Raw genomic sequence first — 16,406 nt, 5'->3', positions numbered from 1 at the left:
GGCGCGTGGAACGCGGTCGTCGGCAGGGCTGTGTGTCGGGCACGTTGTTGGGTCCTGAGGGAATGGGATCGCCGTGAGGTGGTTCTGTCCTTCTGGTCGTTGTTTGAGAACTGCACAGTGGACGCGAGCATCTGTGGCCAAGTTTTTAAGGGCGCACGGTGGATGCCTTGGCACCAGGAACCGATGAAGGACGTGGGAGGCCGCGATAGGCCCCGGGGAGCTGTCAACCGAGCTTTGATCCGGGGGTGTCCGAATGGGGAAACCCGGCAGTCGTCATGGGCTGTCACCCGCTGCTGAACACATAGGCAGTGTGGAGGGAACGCGGGGAAGTGAAACATCTCAGTACCCGCAGGAAGAGAAAACAACCGTGATTCCGGGAGTAGTGGCGAGCGAAACCGGATGAGGCTAAACCATGGTGGTGTGAGACTCGGCAGGGGTTGCCGTCATGGGGTCGTGGGATTGTGTTTCAGTCGTCTGCCGGCGGCTGGGCGAGTCAGAAACCGAGAGTGTAGTCGAAGGACATGCGAAAGGTCCGGCGTAGAGGGTAAGACCCCCGTAGACGAAACGTTCTCGGCTCGCTTATGCAACTCCCAAGTAGCACGGGGCCCGAGAAATCCCGTGTGAATCTGGCGGGACCACCCGCTAAGCCTAAATATTCCCTGGTGACCGATAGCGGATAGTACCGTGAGGGAATGGTGAAAAGTACCGCGGGAGCGGAGTGAAATAGTACCTGAAACCGTGTGCCTACAAGCCGTGGGAGCACTTCGGTGTGACTGCGTGCCTTTTGAAGAATGAGCCTGCGAGTTTGCGGTGTGTGGCGAGGTTAACCCGTGTGGGGTAGCCGTAGCGAAAGCGAGTCCGAATAGGGCGAATGAGTCGCGCGCCCAAGACCCGAAGCGGAGTGATCTAGCCATGGGCAGGTTGAAGCGCGGGTAAGACCGTGTGGAGGACCGAACCCACCAGGGTTGAAAACCTGGGGGATGACCTGTGGTTAGGGGTGAAAGGCCAATCAAACTCCGTGATAGCTGGTTCTCCCCGAAATGCATTTAGGTGCAGCGTCGCGTGTTTCTTGCCGGAGGTAGAGCACTGGATAGGCGATGGGCCCCACCGGGTTACTGACCTTAGCCAAACTCCGAATGCCGGTAAGTGAGAGCGCGGCAGTGAGACTGTGGGGGATAAGCTCCATGGTCGAGAGGGAAACAGCCCAGAACACCGGCTAAGGCCCCTAAGCGTGTGCTAAGTGGGAAAGGATGTGGAGTCGCAGAGACAACCAGGAGGTTGGCTTAGAAGCAGCCACCCTTTAAAGAGTGCGTAATAGCTCACTGGTCAAGTGATTCCGCGCCGACAATGTAGCGGGGCTCAAGTACACCGCCGAAGCCGTGTCATTCATGCTATAGCCCCAACGGGTGCATGGATGGGTAGGGGAGCGTCGTGTGCCGGGTGAAGCCGCGGAGGAATCCAGTGGTGGACGGTTCACGAGTGAGAATGCAGGCATGAGTAGCGATACAAGAGTGGGAAACTCTTGCGCCGATTGACCAAGGGTTCCTGGGTCAAGCTGATCTGCCCAGGGTAAGTCGGGACCTAAGGCGAGGCCGACAGGCGTAGTCGATGGACAACGGGTTGATATTCCCGTACCCGCTTTGAAGCGCCAACGGCGAACCTCTGAATGCTAAGGCCGTGAAGCCGCCCCGGAGTCTTCGGACAAAGGGGAGTGGTGGAGCCGCCGGCCCAACAGGGTAGTAGGTGAGCGATGGGGTGACGCAGGAAGGTAGTCCAGCCCGGGCGGTGGTTGTCCCGGGGTAAGGGTGTAGGCCGTGTGGTAGGCAAATCCGCCACACAATAGGCTGAGACCTGATGCCGAGCCGATTGTGGTGAAGTGGATGATCCTATGCTGTCGAGAAAAGCCTCTAGCGAGTTTCATGGCGGCCCGTACCCCAAACCGACTCAGGTGGTCAGGTAGAGAATACCGAGGCGTTCGGGTGAACTATGGTTAAGGAACTCGGCAAAATGCCCCCGTAACTTCGGGAGAAGGGGGGCCACGCCTGGTGACGGCACTTGCTGCCAGAGCTGGGGGTGGCCGCAGAGACCAGCGAGAAGCGACTGTTTACTAAAAACACAGGTCCGTGCGAAGCCGTAAGGCGATGTATACGGACTGACGCCTGCCCGGTGCTGGAACGTTAAGGGGACCGGTTAGCTTGGATTCGTCCAGGCGAAGCTGAGAACTTAAGCGCCAGTAAACGGCGGTGGTAACTATAACCATCCTAAGGTAGCGAAATTCCTTGTCGGGTAAGTTCCGACCTGCACGAATGGCGTAACGACTTCTCGACTGTCTCAACCATAGGCCCGGTGAAATTGCATTACGAGTAAAGATGCTCGTTTCGCGCAGCAGGACGGAAAGACCCCGGGACCTTTACTATAGCTTGATATTGGTGTTCGGTTCGGCTTGTGTAGGATAGGTGGGAGACTTTGAAGCAGCAACGCCAGTTGTTGTGGAGTCGACGTTGAAATACCACTCTGGTCGTGCTGGATGTCTAACCTGGGTCCGTGATCCGGATCAGGGACAGTGTCTGGTGGGTAGTTTAACTGGGGCGGTTGCCTCCTAAAATGTAACGGAGGCGCCCAAAGGTTCCCTCAGCCTGGTTGGCAATCAGGTGTTGAGTGTAAGTGTACAAGGGAGCTTGACTGTGAGACCGACGGGTCGAGCAGGTGCGAAAGCAGGGACTAGTGATCCGGCGGTGGCTTGTGGAAGCGCCGTCGCTCAACGGATAAAAGGTACCCCGGGGATAACAGGCTGATCTTCCCCAAGAGTCCATATCGACGGGATGGTTTGGCACCTCGATGTCGGCTCGTCGCATCCTGGGGCTGGAGTAGGTCCCAAGGGTTGGGCTGTTCGCCCATTAAAGCGGTACGCGAGCTGGGTTTAGAACGTCGTGAGACAGTTCGGTCCCTATCCGCTGCGCGCGCAGGAGTATTGAGAAGGGCTGTCCCTAGTACGAGAGGACCGGGACGGACGAACCTCTGGTGTGCCAGTTGTCCTGCCAAGGGCATGGCTGGTTGGCTACGTTCGGGAGGGATAACCGCTGAAAGCATCTAAGCGGGAAGCCTGCTTCGAGATGAGTACTCCCACCCACTTGATGGGGTAAGGCTCCCAGTAGACGACTGGGTTGATAGGCCGGATGTGGAAGCCCTGTGAGGGGTGGAGCTGACCGGTACTAATAGGCCGAGGGCTTGTCCATAGTTGCTACGCGTCCACTGTGCTGTTCTGAGACAGCGATCACCGCTTGTTTCACCGTGTTTCGGTGGTCATAGCGTGAGGGAAACGCCCGGTTACATCCCGAACCCGGAAGCTAAGCCTCACAGCGCCGATGGTACTGCAGGGGGGACCCTGTGGGAGAGTAGGACGCCGCCGAACAACCTTTCCAGTGAAGCCCCCTGACCATAGGTCAGGGGGCTTCACTGCGTTCCGGACCCGGTCGCCGTCAGCCGTTGTTGGAGTTGATGACGTCCTGGATCAGTCCGGCGCCGGGGAAGTCGGCGTAGACGATTCCGTAGCGGTGGTGCGTGCCGGCGACCGCGTTCATCTTCTGCATGGCCATCACGTTCACGCCCTGGAACGCGACCGAGCAGGTGCCCCAGAAGCAGTTCACGCTCGGGTACTCGGGGATGCAGTTCCCTGATCCGCCGCAGGTGTTGATGATGCCGCGGGTCCAGCCGGTGAGCAGGTTGGGGGCGCTGGTGCCAGGGCTGGAGTGGCCGCTGGCGACGAAGTACGGGAACGATCCGCCCGAGGCGCTCAGGTAGTTCACGTACGTCTCGGTGGCCGGCCCGGAGCTCGCGGCGTCCAACTGAGCCGCGACGCTGTGCCACTTGCCGGCCAGGTCCCAGTTGGTGGAGAGGGTGTAGTTGTCCTGGACCGACCAGCCGCTGTTGGCGTAGGGGATGCCTTCACGGTCGGCGGAGGAGAAGTCCTGGAGGACGACGATCCTGCCTCGGATGTCGCCCAGCGAGGGGTTGTCGCTGCTGCCGCGGTAGACGCGCGGATCGGCGGCGAGGAGGTCGTGCACCTTGGCCGCGAAGTCGGAGACGGTCTGCTCCTCCTTCACGCGCATGAGGACGGTCTCGCCGGGGTGGGCCTGGAGGAAGGCGTCGGCCGTGGCGAGCACGTCGTTCTGGAAGTCCTGCCCCTGCCGGGCGATGCCGTGGTAGAGCTCCAGTCGCCCGGAGGACTCGCCGAGTCGGATGTCCCAGGCCCGGATGCCCGAGTTCAGCTGGGTTCCCAGGTTCATGGACTGGGTGAAGGCGATGTCGCCGCCGAAGACGGAGGCGCCGGTGTCGTGCGTGCCCGGTATGGACATCTCACTGAGCAGCGTCGAGGAGGGCAGCCTGGCCATCCAGTCCGTGGCGGTGAGCCCGATGCTGCCGTCGTGGGAGTACCCCGCCGTCTGGTCGGCGACGGCGGGCGTGGCCGTGCCGGCGGCCAGGCCGGTCAGCACGGCTGCCGTCAGGGCCGTCCGTGAAGCTAAACGACGAACTCCGCTCATGTGGTGCTCCTTGGGGTCGTTTCCGCGGGCCTGGCTCGGCGAGCCAGGTCGAAGAGGGGCGCGGTCATCAGCAGTCGCAGCAACTGCAGCAGTCGCAACAGTCCCCGCAGCCGTCACACCCGTCGCAGCCGTCGCACGCATCGCAGCCGTCACAGCAGTCGCAGCAGTCCGCGTCGCTGCACGGCCCGTGCATCCGGCGTCCGGTGCAGGGGTTCTCGTACTCCTCGCGACAGCAGGCCTGACAGGTGCAGCAGAGCAGCGCCCAGACGCCACAGGCGGCGACGGGGCCGCGGCGGGGCGCCGGCGGGGGACCGGGTTGGGGCCGAAGGGGCTCGGCGCCATGGGCGGCGGGGTCCAGCTCGCCCGGGCGTGGCCGAAGGTGCGGCGGACGGCTGCGTCCGTCTCATGGACGAGGAGCCGGTGGACCAGCGCGCCGTCGCGCAGTTCGACCTCGGCCAGCGCGAGGCGGATGCCGTGGACCGCGTCACGGCAGAGGCGCTCGGCCTCGTCCAGGGTGGTGCCGGTCGCGGCCAGCGGGTTCCAGGCGCCGGACGCCTCGTCCTCGGCCAGGTCCTCCACCGCGTCCAGGAGGTGGGCGAGGCGGCCGAAGTACCGGCCGAGCTCGCGGAGCGCGGGACGGTTGCCGGGGCGGCCGGCCAGGACGGCGGTGTGCTCCAGGGCCAGCGCCGTCGCCTCTTCGGTCGGTGCGGTGACGAGCAGGACCGAGCTGCCGGTCGTCGCGGCGGCCTCCAGCGCGACCTGCCGCTCCAGCGTGTCGAAGAGCAGGCCGGTGTCGAAGCCGAGGGACGCGCCGCCCGACCGGCTCTGCCGACGCCAGCGGTCGGCGACGCCGCCCGCCGCCACGGCGACCGGGCGACGGGCGAAGAGGCCGTCGCGGTCGTCGACGTGGTCGCGCATCTTGGCCGAGGCCAGCGCGAGTGAGACGGCCGCAGCCAGGCGGGCGCCTTCGCCGCGGGCGACCGTGGCCGTCCGCAGTCCGCGCAGGGGGCACGGGCCCGCGGTGCGGCGGTCAGTCGGCGTCGCCGGGCTCTGCGCCTCCACCAGGACCGAGACGATCAGGCCGTCGTAGTTCGTCGCCGTTCTCGCGAGTTGGCCGTGCGAGTCCCGCAGGGCCAGGCAGAGGCCGCACAGGTGCGCCATCCAGCTCTCGCGCAGGCGTTCGCTCAGCCCGTGCCGACAGGGACGAATGATCCCGAACACGTGGTGGTCCTCCCCCCGTGCCCCGCAGCACGGACCAGACGATCGACGGCCGGAACAGCGCCGTCGGCGGTGTCACCAGCTGCATGACATCGCTGAAGGCGACGGAGACCACCGGGTCGACGGTGGCCCGTGCCAGCACGCGATCAAGATAGCGGTGCTGCAGTCCGACGAGAACACCCGAAAGGCCGGAAGAAGGGCCGCCGACCGTGCCGGGGAACCTCAGGTCCTCGCTGGAGGACATCACCCAGGCGTCCTTGGTGACGGCCGCGATGGCCCGGCGCGCGCGGCGGGACGCCATGTGGCCGACGCCGTCGGCCGCCGCGACGGTGTTCCGCAGGGCCCGTGCCGCGTGGACGGCGACGGTGATGCCCTGGCCGTAGACGGGGTTGAAGGTGCAGCCGGCGTCGCCGACGACGACCAGGCCCTCCGGCGCCCGCTTGTCGTAGCGGCGGCGGACGCCGGGCCCGGGCCGGAAGCCGCGGGCCGAGGTCAGCGGTTCGGCCCCGGCGAGGAGTTCCCGCAGGCTCGGGTCGCGGAGCAGGCTGAGCTGCTTGTCGAATCCGGCGTCGCCCGGCTCGGGCTCCGCCCCGCGCATGCCGCCGACGCTGACGATCCACCGGTCGCCCTCGACGGGCAGCAGCACGCCGAGACGCGGCGCGTCCGGGGCCTTGGTCTGCAGGTACAGCGCGGTGTAGTCGAGCTGGACGTCGTGACGGCGGCGGTAGAGGCGGGTTGCGTAGGCGACGCCCGCGTCGACGCGCTCCTCCGGCGGAAGGGGGCAGCCGAGCGTGGTGAGCCAGTCGGGCAGGGCGGAGCCGCGGCCGGACGCGTCGACGACCATGTCGGCCGGCAGGTCGCGCGGCTGCCCGGCGGTGCGGCCGTGCGGCCGGACCCGGACGCCGGAGATCGTCCCGGCGTTGCCGGTCAGGCCCACGACGTCGGTGCCTTCGAGCAGGGTGATCCGCGGGTCCGCGCGCACGCGGCGCAGTACGGCGTCGTCGAGCAGCGGCCGGGTGCAGGAGAGGAAGCCGGTGTCCGACTCGAACTCCCGCATCCAGCCCGCGGAGCTGAGCCAGCGCAGCCCGTGCGGCATGAGGACGCGGGTGGCTCCGGACCGCAGGAGTTCCGCCCGGATGCCGGGCATCAGCTCGTCCAGCGCGCGGTGGCCGCCTTCGAGCAGCAGGTGGGCGTGGCGTCCCTGGGGGACGCCCGCGCGGAACTCCGGTCCGTCGGGGTAGTGGTCGCGTTCCACGACGACGACCTCGCGCGCGTGTTCACGCAGGGCCCAGGCCGCGAGCAGCCCGGCGAGTCCGCCGCCGATCACCACCGCCGTGCCGGTACGGGCGGGTTCAGCCGACTGCGCCGCTGGAGTCATGTTCCGGAGGCTACCCAGTCCCAAAACCGGTTTGCGCGGTTCTGTCACAATGATCATGACGTCCCGCGAGCGAGCAGGAGGAAGTCCGCATGAGCACCCACCGCCCCGCCCGGATACCCGAACCCCCGTACTGCGCCGTCGTCTTCACCGCGCTGCGGACCGAGGGCGACCACGGGTACAGCGAGATGAACGAGCGGATGTCGGAACTGGTGGAGGGTCAGCCGGGCTTTCTCGGGGTCGACTCCACCCGTGGCGCCGACGGCTTCGGGATCACGGTCGCCTACTTCGACACCGAGGAGAACGTCCTGGCCTGGCGGCGCAACACCGAGCACACCGAGGCCAGGAACATGGGCCGCAAGGCCTGGTACGAGGCCTACTCCGTGCACGTGGCCACGGTGCACCGCGCCTACCGCTGGGACCGCGACGAGTAATCTGGCGGGGTAGTCCCAGTTCAGCGCAGCAGCAGGAGATCGTGGAGGCCCGTCCGTGCCCTATCTGACCGTGGCCGGACCGGGCGTCCACGAGACCGAGGTCAAGAAGTCGCGGTTCGTCTGCCACCTCGCCAGGGTCGAGGACGAGGCCGCCGCGCAGGCCTTCGTCGCCGCGATCCGCAAGCAGTACTGGGACGCGCGGCACAACTGCACCGCCTTCGTGGTCGGGGACGACCCGCGGCGCGAGCGGTCGAACGACGACGGCGAACCGGCCGGCACGGCGGGCGCGCCGATGCTGGAGGTGTTGCGCCGAAGGGACGTCACCGACACCGTCGCGGTCGTGACGCGGTACTTCGGCGGGGTGCTGCTGGGCGCGGGCGGACTGGTCCGCGCCTACGGCGGAGCGGTCGCCGCGGCGCTGGACGAGGTCGGGCTGGTCGAACGGCGGCCGGTCGCGCTGCTGTCGGTGACGACGGACCACGTCCGCGCCGGACGTCTGGAGAACGAGGTCCGCGCGGCCGGGTACGCGGTGCGGGACGTGGCGTACGACGCGGTCGGCGTCGTGCTGGAGGTGGGCGTGCCCGAGGAGTCCGTCGCCGGATTCGAGGCCTGGCTGGCGGAGGCGACCGGCGGCGAGGCGCTCGCCGAGAGGACCGGCACGACCAGGATCGACGTGCCGGTGACCTGACGGTCCGTCCCGGCCGGTTGTGCGAACCGCACAATGATCGCCCCGTAGACTCGCTGTGATCCCCTGCGCCGGAACCTGTCGACGCCCGTGCCAGGCTGGGCTTGAGCGCGCACGGACGGTTCGTTCCACAGCTTGATCCTCTCGTGCGCTTCCTACGAACGGACCGAAAGGTCCGCACGATCCAGGGGAGAACGCCGATGGCACGGCAGGCGGTCGAGGGTACGGACGGCCGGGGCATGGTCGAGGTCGCGATCACGGGCTTGGGAGCCGGTACGCCGCTCGGCGGCGACGTCGCGTCCACCTGGGCGGCGATGCTGGCCGGGGAGTCGGGCGTGCGGGTCCTGGACGAGGACTGGTCCGGTGAGCTGCCCGTGCGGATCGCCGCGCGGGCAGCGGTGGACCCGGCGGCGTCGCTGACCCGGGTGGAGGCGCGGAAGCTGGACCGCTGCGAACAGTTCGCGCTGGTCGCCGCCCGCGAGGCCTGGGGCGACGCGGGCGCGCCCGAGGTCGACGGGGAGCGCCTGGCCGTCGTGATCGGCACCGGCGTCGGCGGTGCGGTGTCCCTGCTGACGCAGGACGACGTGCTGGAGCAGGCGGGCGCCAGGAAGGTCTCGCCGTTCGCGATCCCGATGCTGATGCCCAACGGTCCCGCCGCCTGGGTCAGCATCGAGCTCGGCGCGCGGGGCGGCGCGCGGACCCCCGTGAGCGCCTGCAGCTCCGGTGCGGAGGCGATCGCCATGGGCCTGGACCTGATCCGGCTCGGCCGGGCGGACGTGGTTGTCGCGGGCGGGACGGAGGCCTGCGTCGCGCCGCTGCCCATGGCCGGGTTCGCGCAGATGACGGCCTTGTCCAAGCGTAACGACGAGCCCGAACTGGCCTCGCGGCCCTTCGACGTGGACCGGGACGGGTTCGTGCTCGGGGAGGGCGCGGCCGTGGTGGTGCTGGAGCGCGCGGACCGGGCGCGGGCCCGCGGCGTGCGTGTCTACGCCCACCTGGCGGGGGCGGGCATCACCTCCAACGCCGGGCACATCACCGCCTCCGACGCCGACGGCCAGGAGCGCGCCATCCGTGCGGCGCTCGCGGACGCCGGGCTCGGCCCGCTCGACATCGGCCTGGTCCACGCCCACGCCACCTCCACCCCGGCCGGCGACGTCGTCGAGGCCCGGGTCGTCGCCGACGCCCTCGGGCAGCACCCCGTGGTGACCGCGACCAAGTCGATGACCGGGCATCTCCTCGGCGCCTCGGGAGCGCTCGGCGCGCTGGTGACGGCACTGGCGCTGCACGAGGGCCGGGCCCCGGCGGTCCGCAACCTCGACCGCCCGGACCCCGAGGTGAAGCTCGACCTGGTCAGCGGCGCACCGCGGCACGGCGAGTGGCGGGCGGCGCTGTCGAACTCCTACGGTTTCGGCGGCCACAACGTCAGCCTGGTGCTGGCGAAGGCGTGAACCCGCGACGTCGGGGCCGTGCCCGATCCGAAGCGGAACACCGGCTTTTCGGGGCAGCACCGAAAAGCTGGTGCGCGAACGGTCGGACGAGCTGAACTGGTTCCGCGAGCCGGACCACCGGCTCGCGGCCGGGGCAGGACGCACCGGTCGCCGAACGGAGAGGGAGTTTCGTATGTCCAAGTTTGGCATGAACATGGCTTTCGTCGCGGCCGCCGCGGGCGCGCTGGCCGGCAGCCTGGCCCTCGGAGGGGTCGCCTCGGCCGCCGCACATCCGACGGCCCGGCACGCGCCCGTCGCGGGCACCGTCGTGCTGACGAAGTCACAGGCGCTCCCCGCTCACACGCACCTGAAGTCCTTCCACGCGCTGGGCGGACGCATCCAGCCGATGCACGTCTCCAGCATCGACAGCTTCTGGGCCAACTCCGAGGCGTGGGGGGCGAACGTCCGCGTCGACTCGGGCGCGAGCGGAGCGGTGACCTACTGCTCCACCGGTGCGCGCGTGTACGGCCCGCTCGTGGGCCCGGGCTACTGGCAGTTCGGCGGCAACTGCTACGGCAACGGGACCCTGACCGGTTGGGGCATCTACGGCTACTGACGCCTGAGCGGGCGTCCGGCCGCAGGCCGGGCGCCCGACGGCGACCACGGTGGGCACGGATGTGATCCCCGCTACACAGGAGGCGGTTAACCTGCTGTTCACAAACGGGCAACAGCCGGGAAATTGCGTCCTGTGAATCTCTCCTTCCAGAGCAGCAGGCCGTAACTCCCCAGTGAAGCGGAGCGACGCCGAGCGCCACAGCATCGTTCCCACCCACCCGCCCGTTTCACTGCGAGGACTGCGCCCGTGAGCTACAAGGCTGAGTACATCTGGATCGACGGCACCGAGCCCACCGCCGGACTGCGCTCCAAGACGAAGGTCCTCGTTGACGGCGCCGAGCCCGGCGTGTGGGGCTTCGACGGCTCCAGCACCAACCAGGCCGAGGGCCACTCCTCGGACCGCGTGCTCCAGCCGGTCTTCACCTGCCCGGACCCGATCCGCGGCGGCGACAACGTGCTGGTCCTGTGCGAGGTCCTCAACATCGACGGCACCCCGCACGAGACGAACCACCGCGCGGCGCTCCGCCCGATCGCCGAGCAGTTCGCGGCGCAGGAGTCGATCTTCGGCATCGAGCAGGAGTACACCTTCCTCACCGAGGAGGGCCGCCCGCTCGGCTTCCCCGAGGGCGGCTTCCCGGCCCCGCAGGGCCCGTACTACTGCGGCGTCGGCGCCGGCAAGGTCGTCGGTCGCGAGATCGTCGAGAAGCACATGGACGCCTGCATCGAGGCCGGTCTGGCCATCTGCGGCATCAACGCCGAGGTCATGCCCGGCCAGTGGGAGTTCCAGATCGGCCCGGTCGGCCCGCTCGAGGTCTCCGACCACATGTGGGTGGCCCGCTGGCTGCTGCACCGCATCGCCGAGGACTACAACGTCGTCGTCTCCCTGGACGCCAAGCCGGCCAAGGGCGACTGGAACGGCGCGGGCGCGCACACCAACTTCTCCACCAAGGCCATGCGTGAGGGCTACGACGCCATCATCACCGCCTGCGAGTCCCTGGGCGCCAGCCAGGACATCGTGATGGAGCACGTCACCCAGTACGGCTCGGGTGTCGAGGAGCGTCTCACCGGCAAGCACGAGACGGCCCCGTGGAACGAGTACAGCTACGGCGTCTCCAACCGTGGCGCCTCGGTCCGCATCCCGTGGCAGGTCGAGGTCGACAAGAAGGGCTACATCGAGGACCGTCGCCCGAACGCGAACGTCGACCCCTACGTCGTCACCCGCCTGCTGGTGAACACCTGCTGCTCCGCCCTGGAGAAGGCCGGCCTGGTCTGATCCGCCCCCTGCTCTGCGCTGCGCCCTCCGGTTCCCGTACCGGAGGGCGCAGCCGCGTTCCCGGACGGAAACGCGCGGGCGCGCGGGCTGCCGCGCGGGTAGCGTGCGGCGGGTGACGACGGCAGGGGACGTGCTCCGGATCCTGCACCTCGCCCGGCGCGCCGGAGCGGAGGTCTGGATCGCCGGAGGCTGGGGGATCGACGCCCTTCTCGGACGGCAGACCCGCGAACACGGGGACCTGGACCTGTTGCACCGTCAGGAGCAGGAGCCCGCGCTGCTCGCCGCGTTGGCGGCGGCCGGGTTCGCCGAGACGCTCGACCGGCGCCCGGTCCGCTTCGTGGTCTCTGACCCGGCCGGGACCGAGATCGACCTGCATCCGCTCCGCTTCGCGCCGGACGGCTCCGGCTCGGCGGAGCAGTCCTCATTCGACCCGGGCCGGCCGTTCCGCTACCCGGCGGAGTGTTTCGTCACCGGGTCGATCGCGGGCGTGGCGGTGCCGTGCCTCTCGGTCGACCGGCAGGTCGCCTTCCACCAGGGGTACGAACCCCGCGAGCAGGACCGGCAGGACATGGCCCGACTGCGCGAGGCGTTCGGCGTGGCCACGCATTTCTGAGCGGCGCCGGGCCCGGACCGGGCGGCCCCTTGATCAGCGTCCCGTCGGCGCCGGCGGGCCGCACCGGCGGCACACCGCGTACGCAGCGGACGGGATCGCCTGCGGCGACGGATCGGCGTCCATACGCGGGTCGGCGCGACGAGTGTGGCCACCGACCGCCGAGGCCCGGACGCCCGGGTCGGGATCGGTCCTCGGTCGGTGAGCGGCGGTCAGGCCGGTCGGGTGGTGGCGGTGCGGCGGACCAGGGCCAGGTAAAGGGCGACGGAGACGACGATCCCGACCGGGAGGGAGAGGTCGATACCGCCCGCCGCGCTGGCGATCGGGCCGGTGAAGAGGGGGGTGCTCAGGCAGAGGGACGCGGCTGCCGTGCCCGTGACCAGGGCGATCGCGCCGGCCCAGTGGACGCCGCCGCGGTACCAGAAGGGGCCGCCGCGCGACTCGTCGCAGAGCTGGAGGCCGTCGTAGCGGTTGCGCCGCCACAGGATGTCGGCGGCGTAGACGGCCATGCTCGGGCCGAGCAGCGCGACCATCAGTTCGAGCATGTTGCTGACCGTGTCGAGGAAGTCGGAGACCAGCAGCGCGTACAGCGTCAGCGCGACGCCCAGGGTGCCGTCCAGTGCCACGCTGCGCGAGCGGCGGATGCGCAGGCCGATGGCCTGGAGGGCGAGGCCGGAGCTGTAGGCCGTCATGGCGTTGTTGGCGATCGCGCCGAGGACGACGGCGAGGAGGAAGGCCGGCTTGAACCAGCCAGGGAGGACTGCGGTCAGGGCGGACTGCGGGTCGGTCATGTCGATCGCCGTTCCGGCGAGCGTGCCGAGCGCGGTGAAGAGCACGCTGGGGACGAAGGCGCCGAGCGCGGTCCAGACGGCGATCGACCTCGCGGGGGTGGCGCGCGGCAGGTAGCGGGCGAAGTCGGCGCTGTTGTTGTAGCTGAGCGGCGCCGAGGCGATCAGGGCCAGGCCGCCGGCCAGCGCGGCCCACAGCGCGGTGCCGTGCAGCGGCTGGGCGGGGTGGTAGGAGAAGTCGGCCCGGCCCAGCACGTAGCCGGCGAGCACGACGAAGATCGCGGTCAGCACCAGGGTGAGCGGCAGGTAGAGCCGCACGATCGTGGCGTGGCCGTAGACGCTGATGGCGAGGGTCAGCGCGGCGACGACCACGATGATGACGACCTTGAGCGGCGTGCCGGGGTGGACGCCGAGCCGGTCGGAGAGCGCGAACGCGGCCGCGGAGGCGGCGGCCCAGTTCAGCGCGAGGTAGCAGACGGAGACGAACCAGCCGGTCACCGCGATGTTGGCGCGGTTGCCCCGGACGCCGAACATCGCCCGCATGATCACCTCGCTGGGCGTGCCCGAGGCGGGTCCGCTGATCGCGAGCAGCCCCACCACGGCCCAGAACAGGTTGCCGACGACGATGACGGCGAGCGACTGCCACAGGCTCAGACCCATCAGGATCAGCGTGCCGCCGACGACCAGGCTGAGGTAGCTCACATTGGGCGCCGCCCACACCGCGAAGAGTTCACGGGCGCGCCCGTGTCTCTCGCTGTCGGGAATGTGGTCGATGCCGTGTGCCTCCACCCGCCCGGCCCGGTCCTGCGCCGGCGGGGAGGCGGAGGAGTCCGTGCCGTGGTCTGGAATCGTGGATGCCATGGAGTCCTCCGAGGAACAGTGGAACACGGGAGCGGGCTTGTCTATTGGTCGCACATCCAATAACGTCGCCGACATGACGTCAAGAGTTCCCTCGAAGCGCGTCAGGAAGACACCCGAGGCGCGCAGGGCCGAGATCGTGGCCGCCGCCGCGGAGATCGCCCTGGCCGAGGGACTGGAACTGATCACCGTGCGCAGGGTGGCCGACGAGCTCTCCGTGCGTCCCGGACTGATCAGCCACTACTTCCCGGTGGCGGAGGACCTGGTCGCCGAGGCCTTCGGCGACGCGGCCACGGGGGAGCTGGACCAGCTGCTGCCCGCCGTCCGCCCGAACGGGCAGGCGCTGCAGTCGCTGACCAGGTTCTTCTCGCTGACGGGCGGGAAGCGCTACGACGACATCAGCCGGCTCTGGCTCAACGCGCGCCACCTGAGCCGGTACCGGGTCTCGCTCGCCGAGCGGGTCGCGCACCAGGAGTCCCTGTGGCGCGACCGGCTCACCGGGCTGATCCGCGAAGGCGTCGACGAAGGCGTCTTCGACACCGGGGACCCGTTGGTCGCGGCGATCTCGATCCTGGTCGTCCTGGACGGCCTGGGCGTGCACGCGAACACCGACCGGAGCGACCGGCCGCGCGCCGTCACCGTCATGGCGGCGACCACGGCCGAGCGGGTCCTGGGCCTCGCGCCCGAGACGCTCGCCCCGCACGCGCTCGCGTCCGCCGAGCCGCTGGCCTCGCCGACGTCCGCCCCACCGCCCACCGACTGAGCCGCACCGCGCGACCGCACCGAGCGTCGCCGCGCGGGCGCGCCGCACCACCGAAGGAGCCACCCGTGCCCGCCGACCTCGTCCTGCTCTCCGCCCGTCTGCTGGATCCGGGCGCCGGCCGGGTGCTCCCGCACACCGCGCTCGCCGCGTCCGGCGGCCGGATCACTCACCTCGGCGCCGACCGCGAGATCCGCGCCCTGGCCGGTCCGGCGACCACCGTCGTCGACCTCAGGGGAGCCGTGGTGATCCCGGGCCTCGTCGACGGCCATCTGCACCCCACCTCGGGCGCCGAGCGCACGATGGGCGTCGACCTGTCCGGCTGCGCCGACCTGGACGACGTCCGGGCCGCCCTCGACGCCGGCCGGCGCGCGCTGCCGCCCGGCGGGTGGCTGCGCGGCTGGGGGCTCGACCCGAACGTCTTCGGCGCACAGCCGGTCACGGCCGCGGCGGTCGGACCGGTACTGGACGGCGTCCCCGCCGCGATCGACCTCTTCGACGGGCACTCGCTGCTCGCCAGCGCGCGGGCCCTGGAGCTCGCCGGAGTCGACGGGCCGCGCGCCTTCGAGCAGGCCGCGGAGATCGTCTGCGACGCGTCGGGCCGCCCCACCGGACTGCTGCTCGAGGACGCCGCCTGCGAGGTGGTGGAGGCCGTCGCCCCCAAGCCCACCGAGGAGCAGCTGCGGCTGCGCACGGCCGAGGTGTTGCGGGGCATGGCGGCGGCCGGACTGACCGGGGGCCATGCGATGGACGCCAACGGGGACGCCCTGGCCCGCTTCGCCGCGCTGGAGGATCAGGGTGATCTGGCGCTGCGGCTGCGGATCGCGCCCTGGTGCCAGCCGGGCGCGGACGCCGACGCGCTCGCCGGGCTGATCCGGATGCAGGGCACCGGCGGTGAGCTGTGGCGGGTCGACGGCGTGAAGATGTTCATGGACGGAACCATCGACAACGGCACCGCCTGGCTCGAACGTCCGGACTGCCACGGCGAGTCGACCCACGCGTTCTGGCCCGAGCCCGAGGCCTACTCCCGCGCCGTCGTGGCCTTCCACACGGCAGGCGTCCCGACCGCCACCCACGCCATCGGCGACGCGGCGGTCCGGCACGTGCTCGACTCCGTCGAGAAGGCGACGGTCGAAGGCGGGGTGGCCGAGGGCGGGGCTGCCGTCCGGCACCGGGTGGAGCACATCGAGACCGTGCCGGACGACACCGTGGAACGCTTCGTGCGGCTCGGGGTGATCGCGTCCATGCAGCCCACCCACTGCACCGACTACACCCGGGCCGACCACAGCGACAACTGGTCCCGCCGTCTCGGCGAGGAGCGCGCCTCGCGCGCCTTCCGCTGCGGTGATCTGTGGGCGGCGGGCGCGCGGGTGGTGCTCGGCTCGGACTGGCCCATCGCGCCCTACCCGCCGCTCACCGTCATGGCCGGCGCCCGCCACCGCCGCCCCAGCCGCGACCTCGCCCAGCCGCCGCACGGTCCGGAGCAGGCGCTGACCCCCCTTCAGGCGCTGCAGGGCATGACGGTCAACCCCGCCTGGGCGGCGGGGGAGGAGGGGAGCGCGGGACGCCTCGCGATCGGCTGCCGCGCCGACCTCACCGTCCTCGCCGACGACCCGCTCGCGGTCCCGGACCTCGACCTGGCCGAGCTGCCGGTGCTGCTGACAGTGGTGGCCGGGCGTCCCACGCACCGCGCGCCCCAGCTGTAGGGCGCCTCGCCTTCGGCCCGTCCTGCTCCGTCTCGGCGCCCAGGCAGTGCCTCGGGGGCGTGGGGAACCGTGCGAGACAGCACTGATGAGCGGATGGCTTCGCTCGTTCGGTGTGC

At 69.7% G+C, this 16,406-nt stretch carries 10 protein-coding genes, 2 rRNA genes and 2 pseudogenes; 10 read left to right on the top strand and 4 right to left on the bottom strand.

The window, feature by feature from the left end:
- The first annotated feature begins 135 nt into the window (after positions 1 to 135).
- Both BS83_RS14370 and rrf read left to right on the top strand, forming a co-directional pair.
- A 23S ribosomal RNA gene (locus BS83_RS14370) occupies positions 136 to 3,236 on the top strand.
- Between the two features lie 59 nt (positions 3,237 to 3,295).
- Positions 3,296 to 3,412: ribosomal RNA gene (rrf, locus tag BS83_RS14365) — 5S ribosomal RNA — on the top strand.
- 67 nt (positions 3,413 to 3,479) lie between these two features.
- Here the strand turns inward: rrf and BS83_RS45405 are convergent.
- From BS83_RS45405 to BS83_RS47510, 3 genes and pseudogenes are all read right to left on the bottom strand, one after another.
- Complete coding sequence (locus tag BS83_RS45405; protein WP_157597179.1) at positions 3,480 to 4,541, bottom strand: phosphatidylinositol-specific phospholipase C; 1,062 nt, start codon at positions 4,539 to 4,541, stop codon at positions 3,480 to 3,482.
- Between the two features lie 67 nt (positions 4,542 to 4,608).
- Positions 4,609 to 5,702 (bottom strand): annotated as a pseudogene (locus BS83_RS45400) (DUF5685 family protein).
- 388 nt (positions 5,703 to 6,090) lie between these two features.
- Positions 6,091 to 7,137 (bottom strand): annotated as a pseudogene (locus BS83_RS47510) (NAD(P)/FAD-dependent oxidoreductase); the annotation flags it as partial.
- A gap of 89 nt (positions 7,138 to 7,226) precedes the next feature.
- On the opposite strand from BS83_RS47510, the gene BS83_RS14345 reads away from it, so the two are divergent.
- The 6 genes from BS83_RS14345 to BS83_RS14320 all read left to right on the top strand — a co-directional run bounded on the left by BS83_RS14345 (position 7,227) and on the right by BS83_RS14320 (position 12,181).
- Positions 7,227 to 7,568, top strand: a complete 342-nt coding sequence (locus BS83_RS14345) for an antibiotic biosynthesis monooxygenase family protein (protein WP_037604259.1) — start codon at positions 7,227 to 7,229, stop codon at positions 7,566 to 7,568.
- A gap of 55 nt (positions 7,569 to 7,623) precedes the next feature.
- Positions 7,624 to 8,256 (top strand): YigZ family protein, encoded by a 633-nt coding sequence (locus BS83_RS14340; protein ID WP_198035236.1) that lies wholly within the window; start codon positions 7,624 to 7,626, stop codon positions 8,254 to 8,256.
- A 197-nt stretch (positions 8,257 to 8,453) separates the two neighbouring features.
- Complete coding sequence (locus tag BS83_RS14335) at positions 8,454 to 9,701, top strand: beta-ketoacyl-[acyl-carrier-protein] synthase family protein (RefSeq protein WP_232248309.1); 1,248 nt, start codon at positions 8,454 to 8,456, stop codon at positions 9,699 to 9,701.
- A gap of 172 nt (positions 9,702 to 9,873) precedes the next feature.
- Positions 9,874 to 10,296: a hypothetical protein gene (locus BS83_RS41820; RefSeq protein WP_157597178.1), complete on the top strand. Its 423-nt coding sequence runs from the start codon at positions 9,874 to 9,876 to the stop codon at positions 10,294 to 10,296.
- Positions 10,297 to 10,542: 246 nt separating this feature from the next.
- Entirely contained in the window at positions 10,543 to 11,568 is a 1,026-nt protein-coding gene (gene glnII, locus BS83_RS14325) for a glutamine synthetase (protein WP_037604258.1), read from the top strand.
- 112 nt (positions 11,569 to 11,680) lie between these two features.
- On the top strand, positions 11,681 to 12,181 hold the full coding sequence (locus tag BS83_RS14320; protein WP_037608945.1) for a nucleotidyltransferase domain-containing protein: 501 nt from the start codon (positions 11,681 to 11,683) through the stop codon (positions 12,179 to 12,181).
- Between the two features lie 209 nt (positions 12,182 to 12,390).
- On the opposite strand, the gene BS83_RS14315 is transcribed toward BS83_RS14320, so the two are convergent.
- Entirely contained in the window at positions 12,391 to 13,827 is a 1,437-nt protein-coding gene (locus BS83_RS14315) for a purine-cytosine permease family protein (protein ID WP_037604257.1), read from the bottom strand.
- Positions 13,828 to 13,900: 73 nt separating this feature from the next.
- On the opposite strand from BS83_RS14315, the gene BS83_RS14310 reads away from it, so the two are divergent.
- On the top strand, positions 13,901 to 14,587 hold the full coding sequence (locus tag BS83_RS14310; protein WP_051943044.1) for a TetR family transcriptional regulator C-terminal domain-containing protein: 687 nt from the start codon (positions 13,901 to 13,903) through the stop codon (positions 14,585 to 14,587).
- A 65-nt stretch (positions 14,588 to 14,652) separates the two neighbouring features.
- The gene (locus BS83_RS14305; protein WP_037604256.1) at positions 14,653 to 16,290 is read left to right on the top strand and encodes an amidohydrolase; all 1,638 of its coding nucleotides are present in this window, start codon (positions 14,653 to 14,655) and stop codon (positions 16,288 to 16,290) included.
- The last annotated feature ends 116 nt before the right edge of the window (positions 16,291 to 16,406 follow it).

Source organism: Streptacidiphilus rugosus AM-16, assembly GCF_000744655.1.
Taxonomy (GTDB): Bacteria; Actinomycetota; Actinomycetes; order Streptomycetales; family Streptomycetaceae; genus Streptacidiphilus; species Streptacidiphilus rugosus.
Note: the sequence above shows the minus strand (reverse complement) of the source record. Positions and strands in the feature narration are given on the sequence as shown.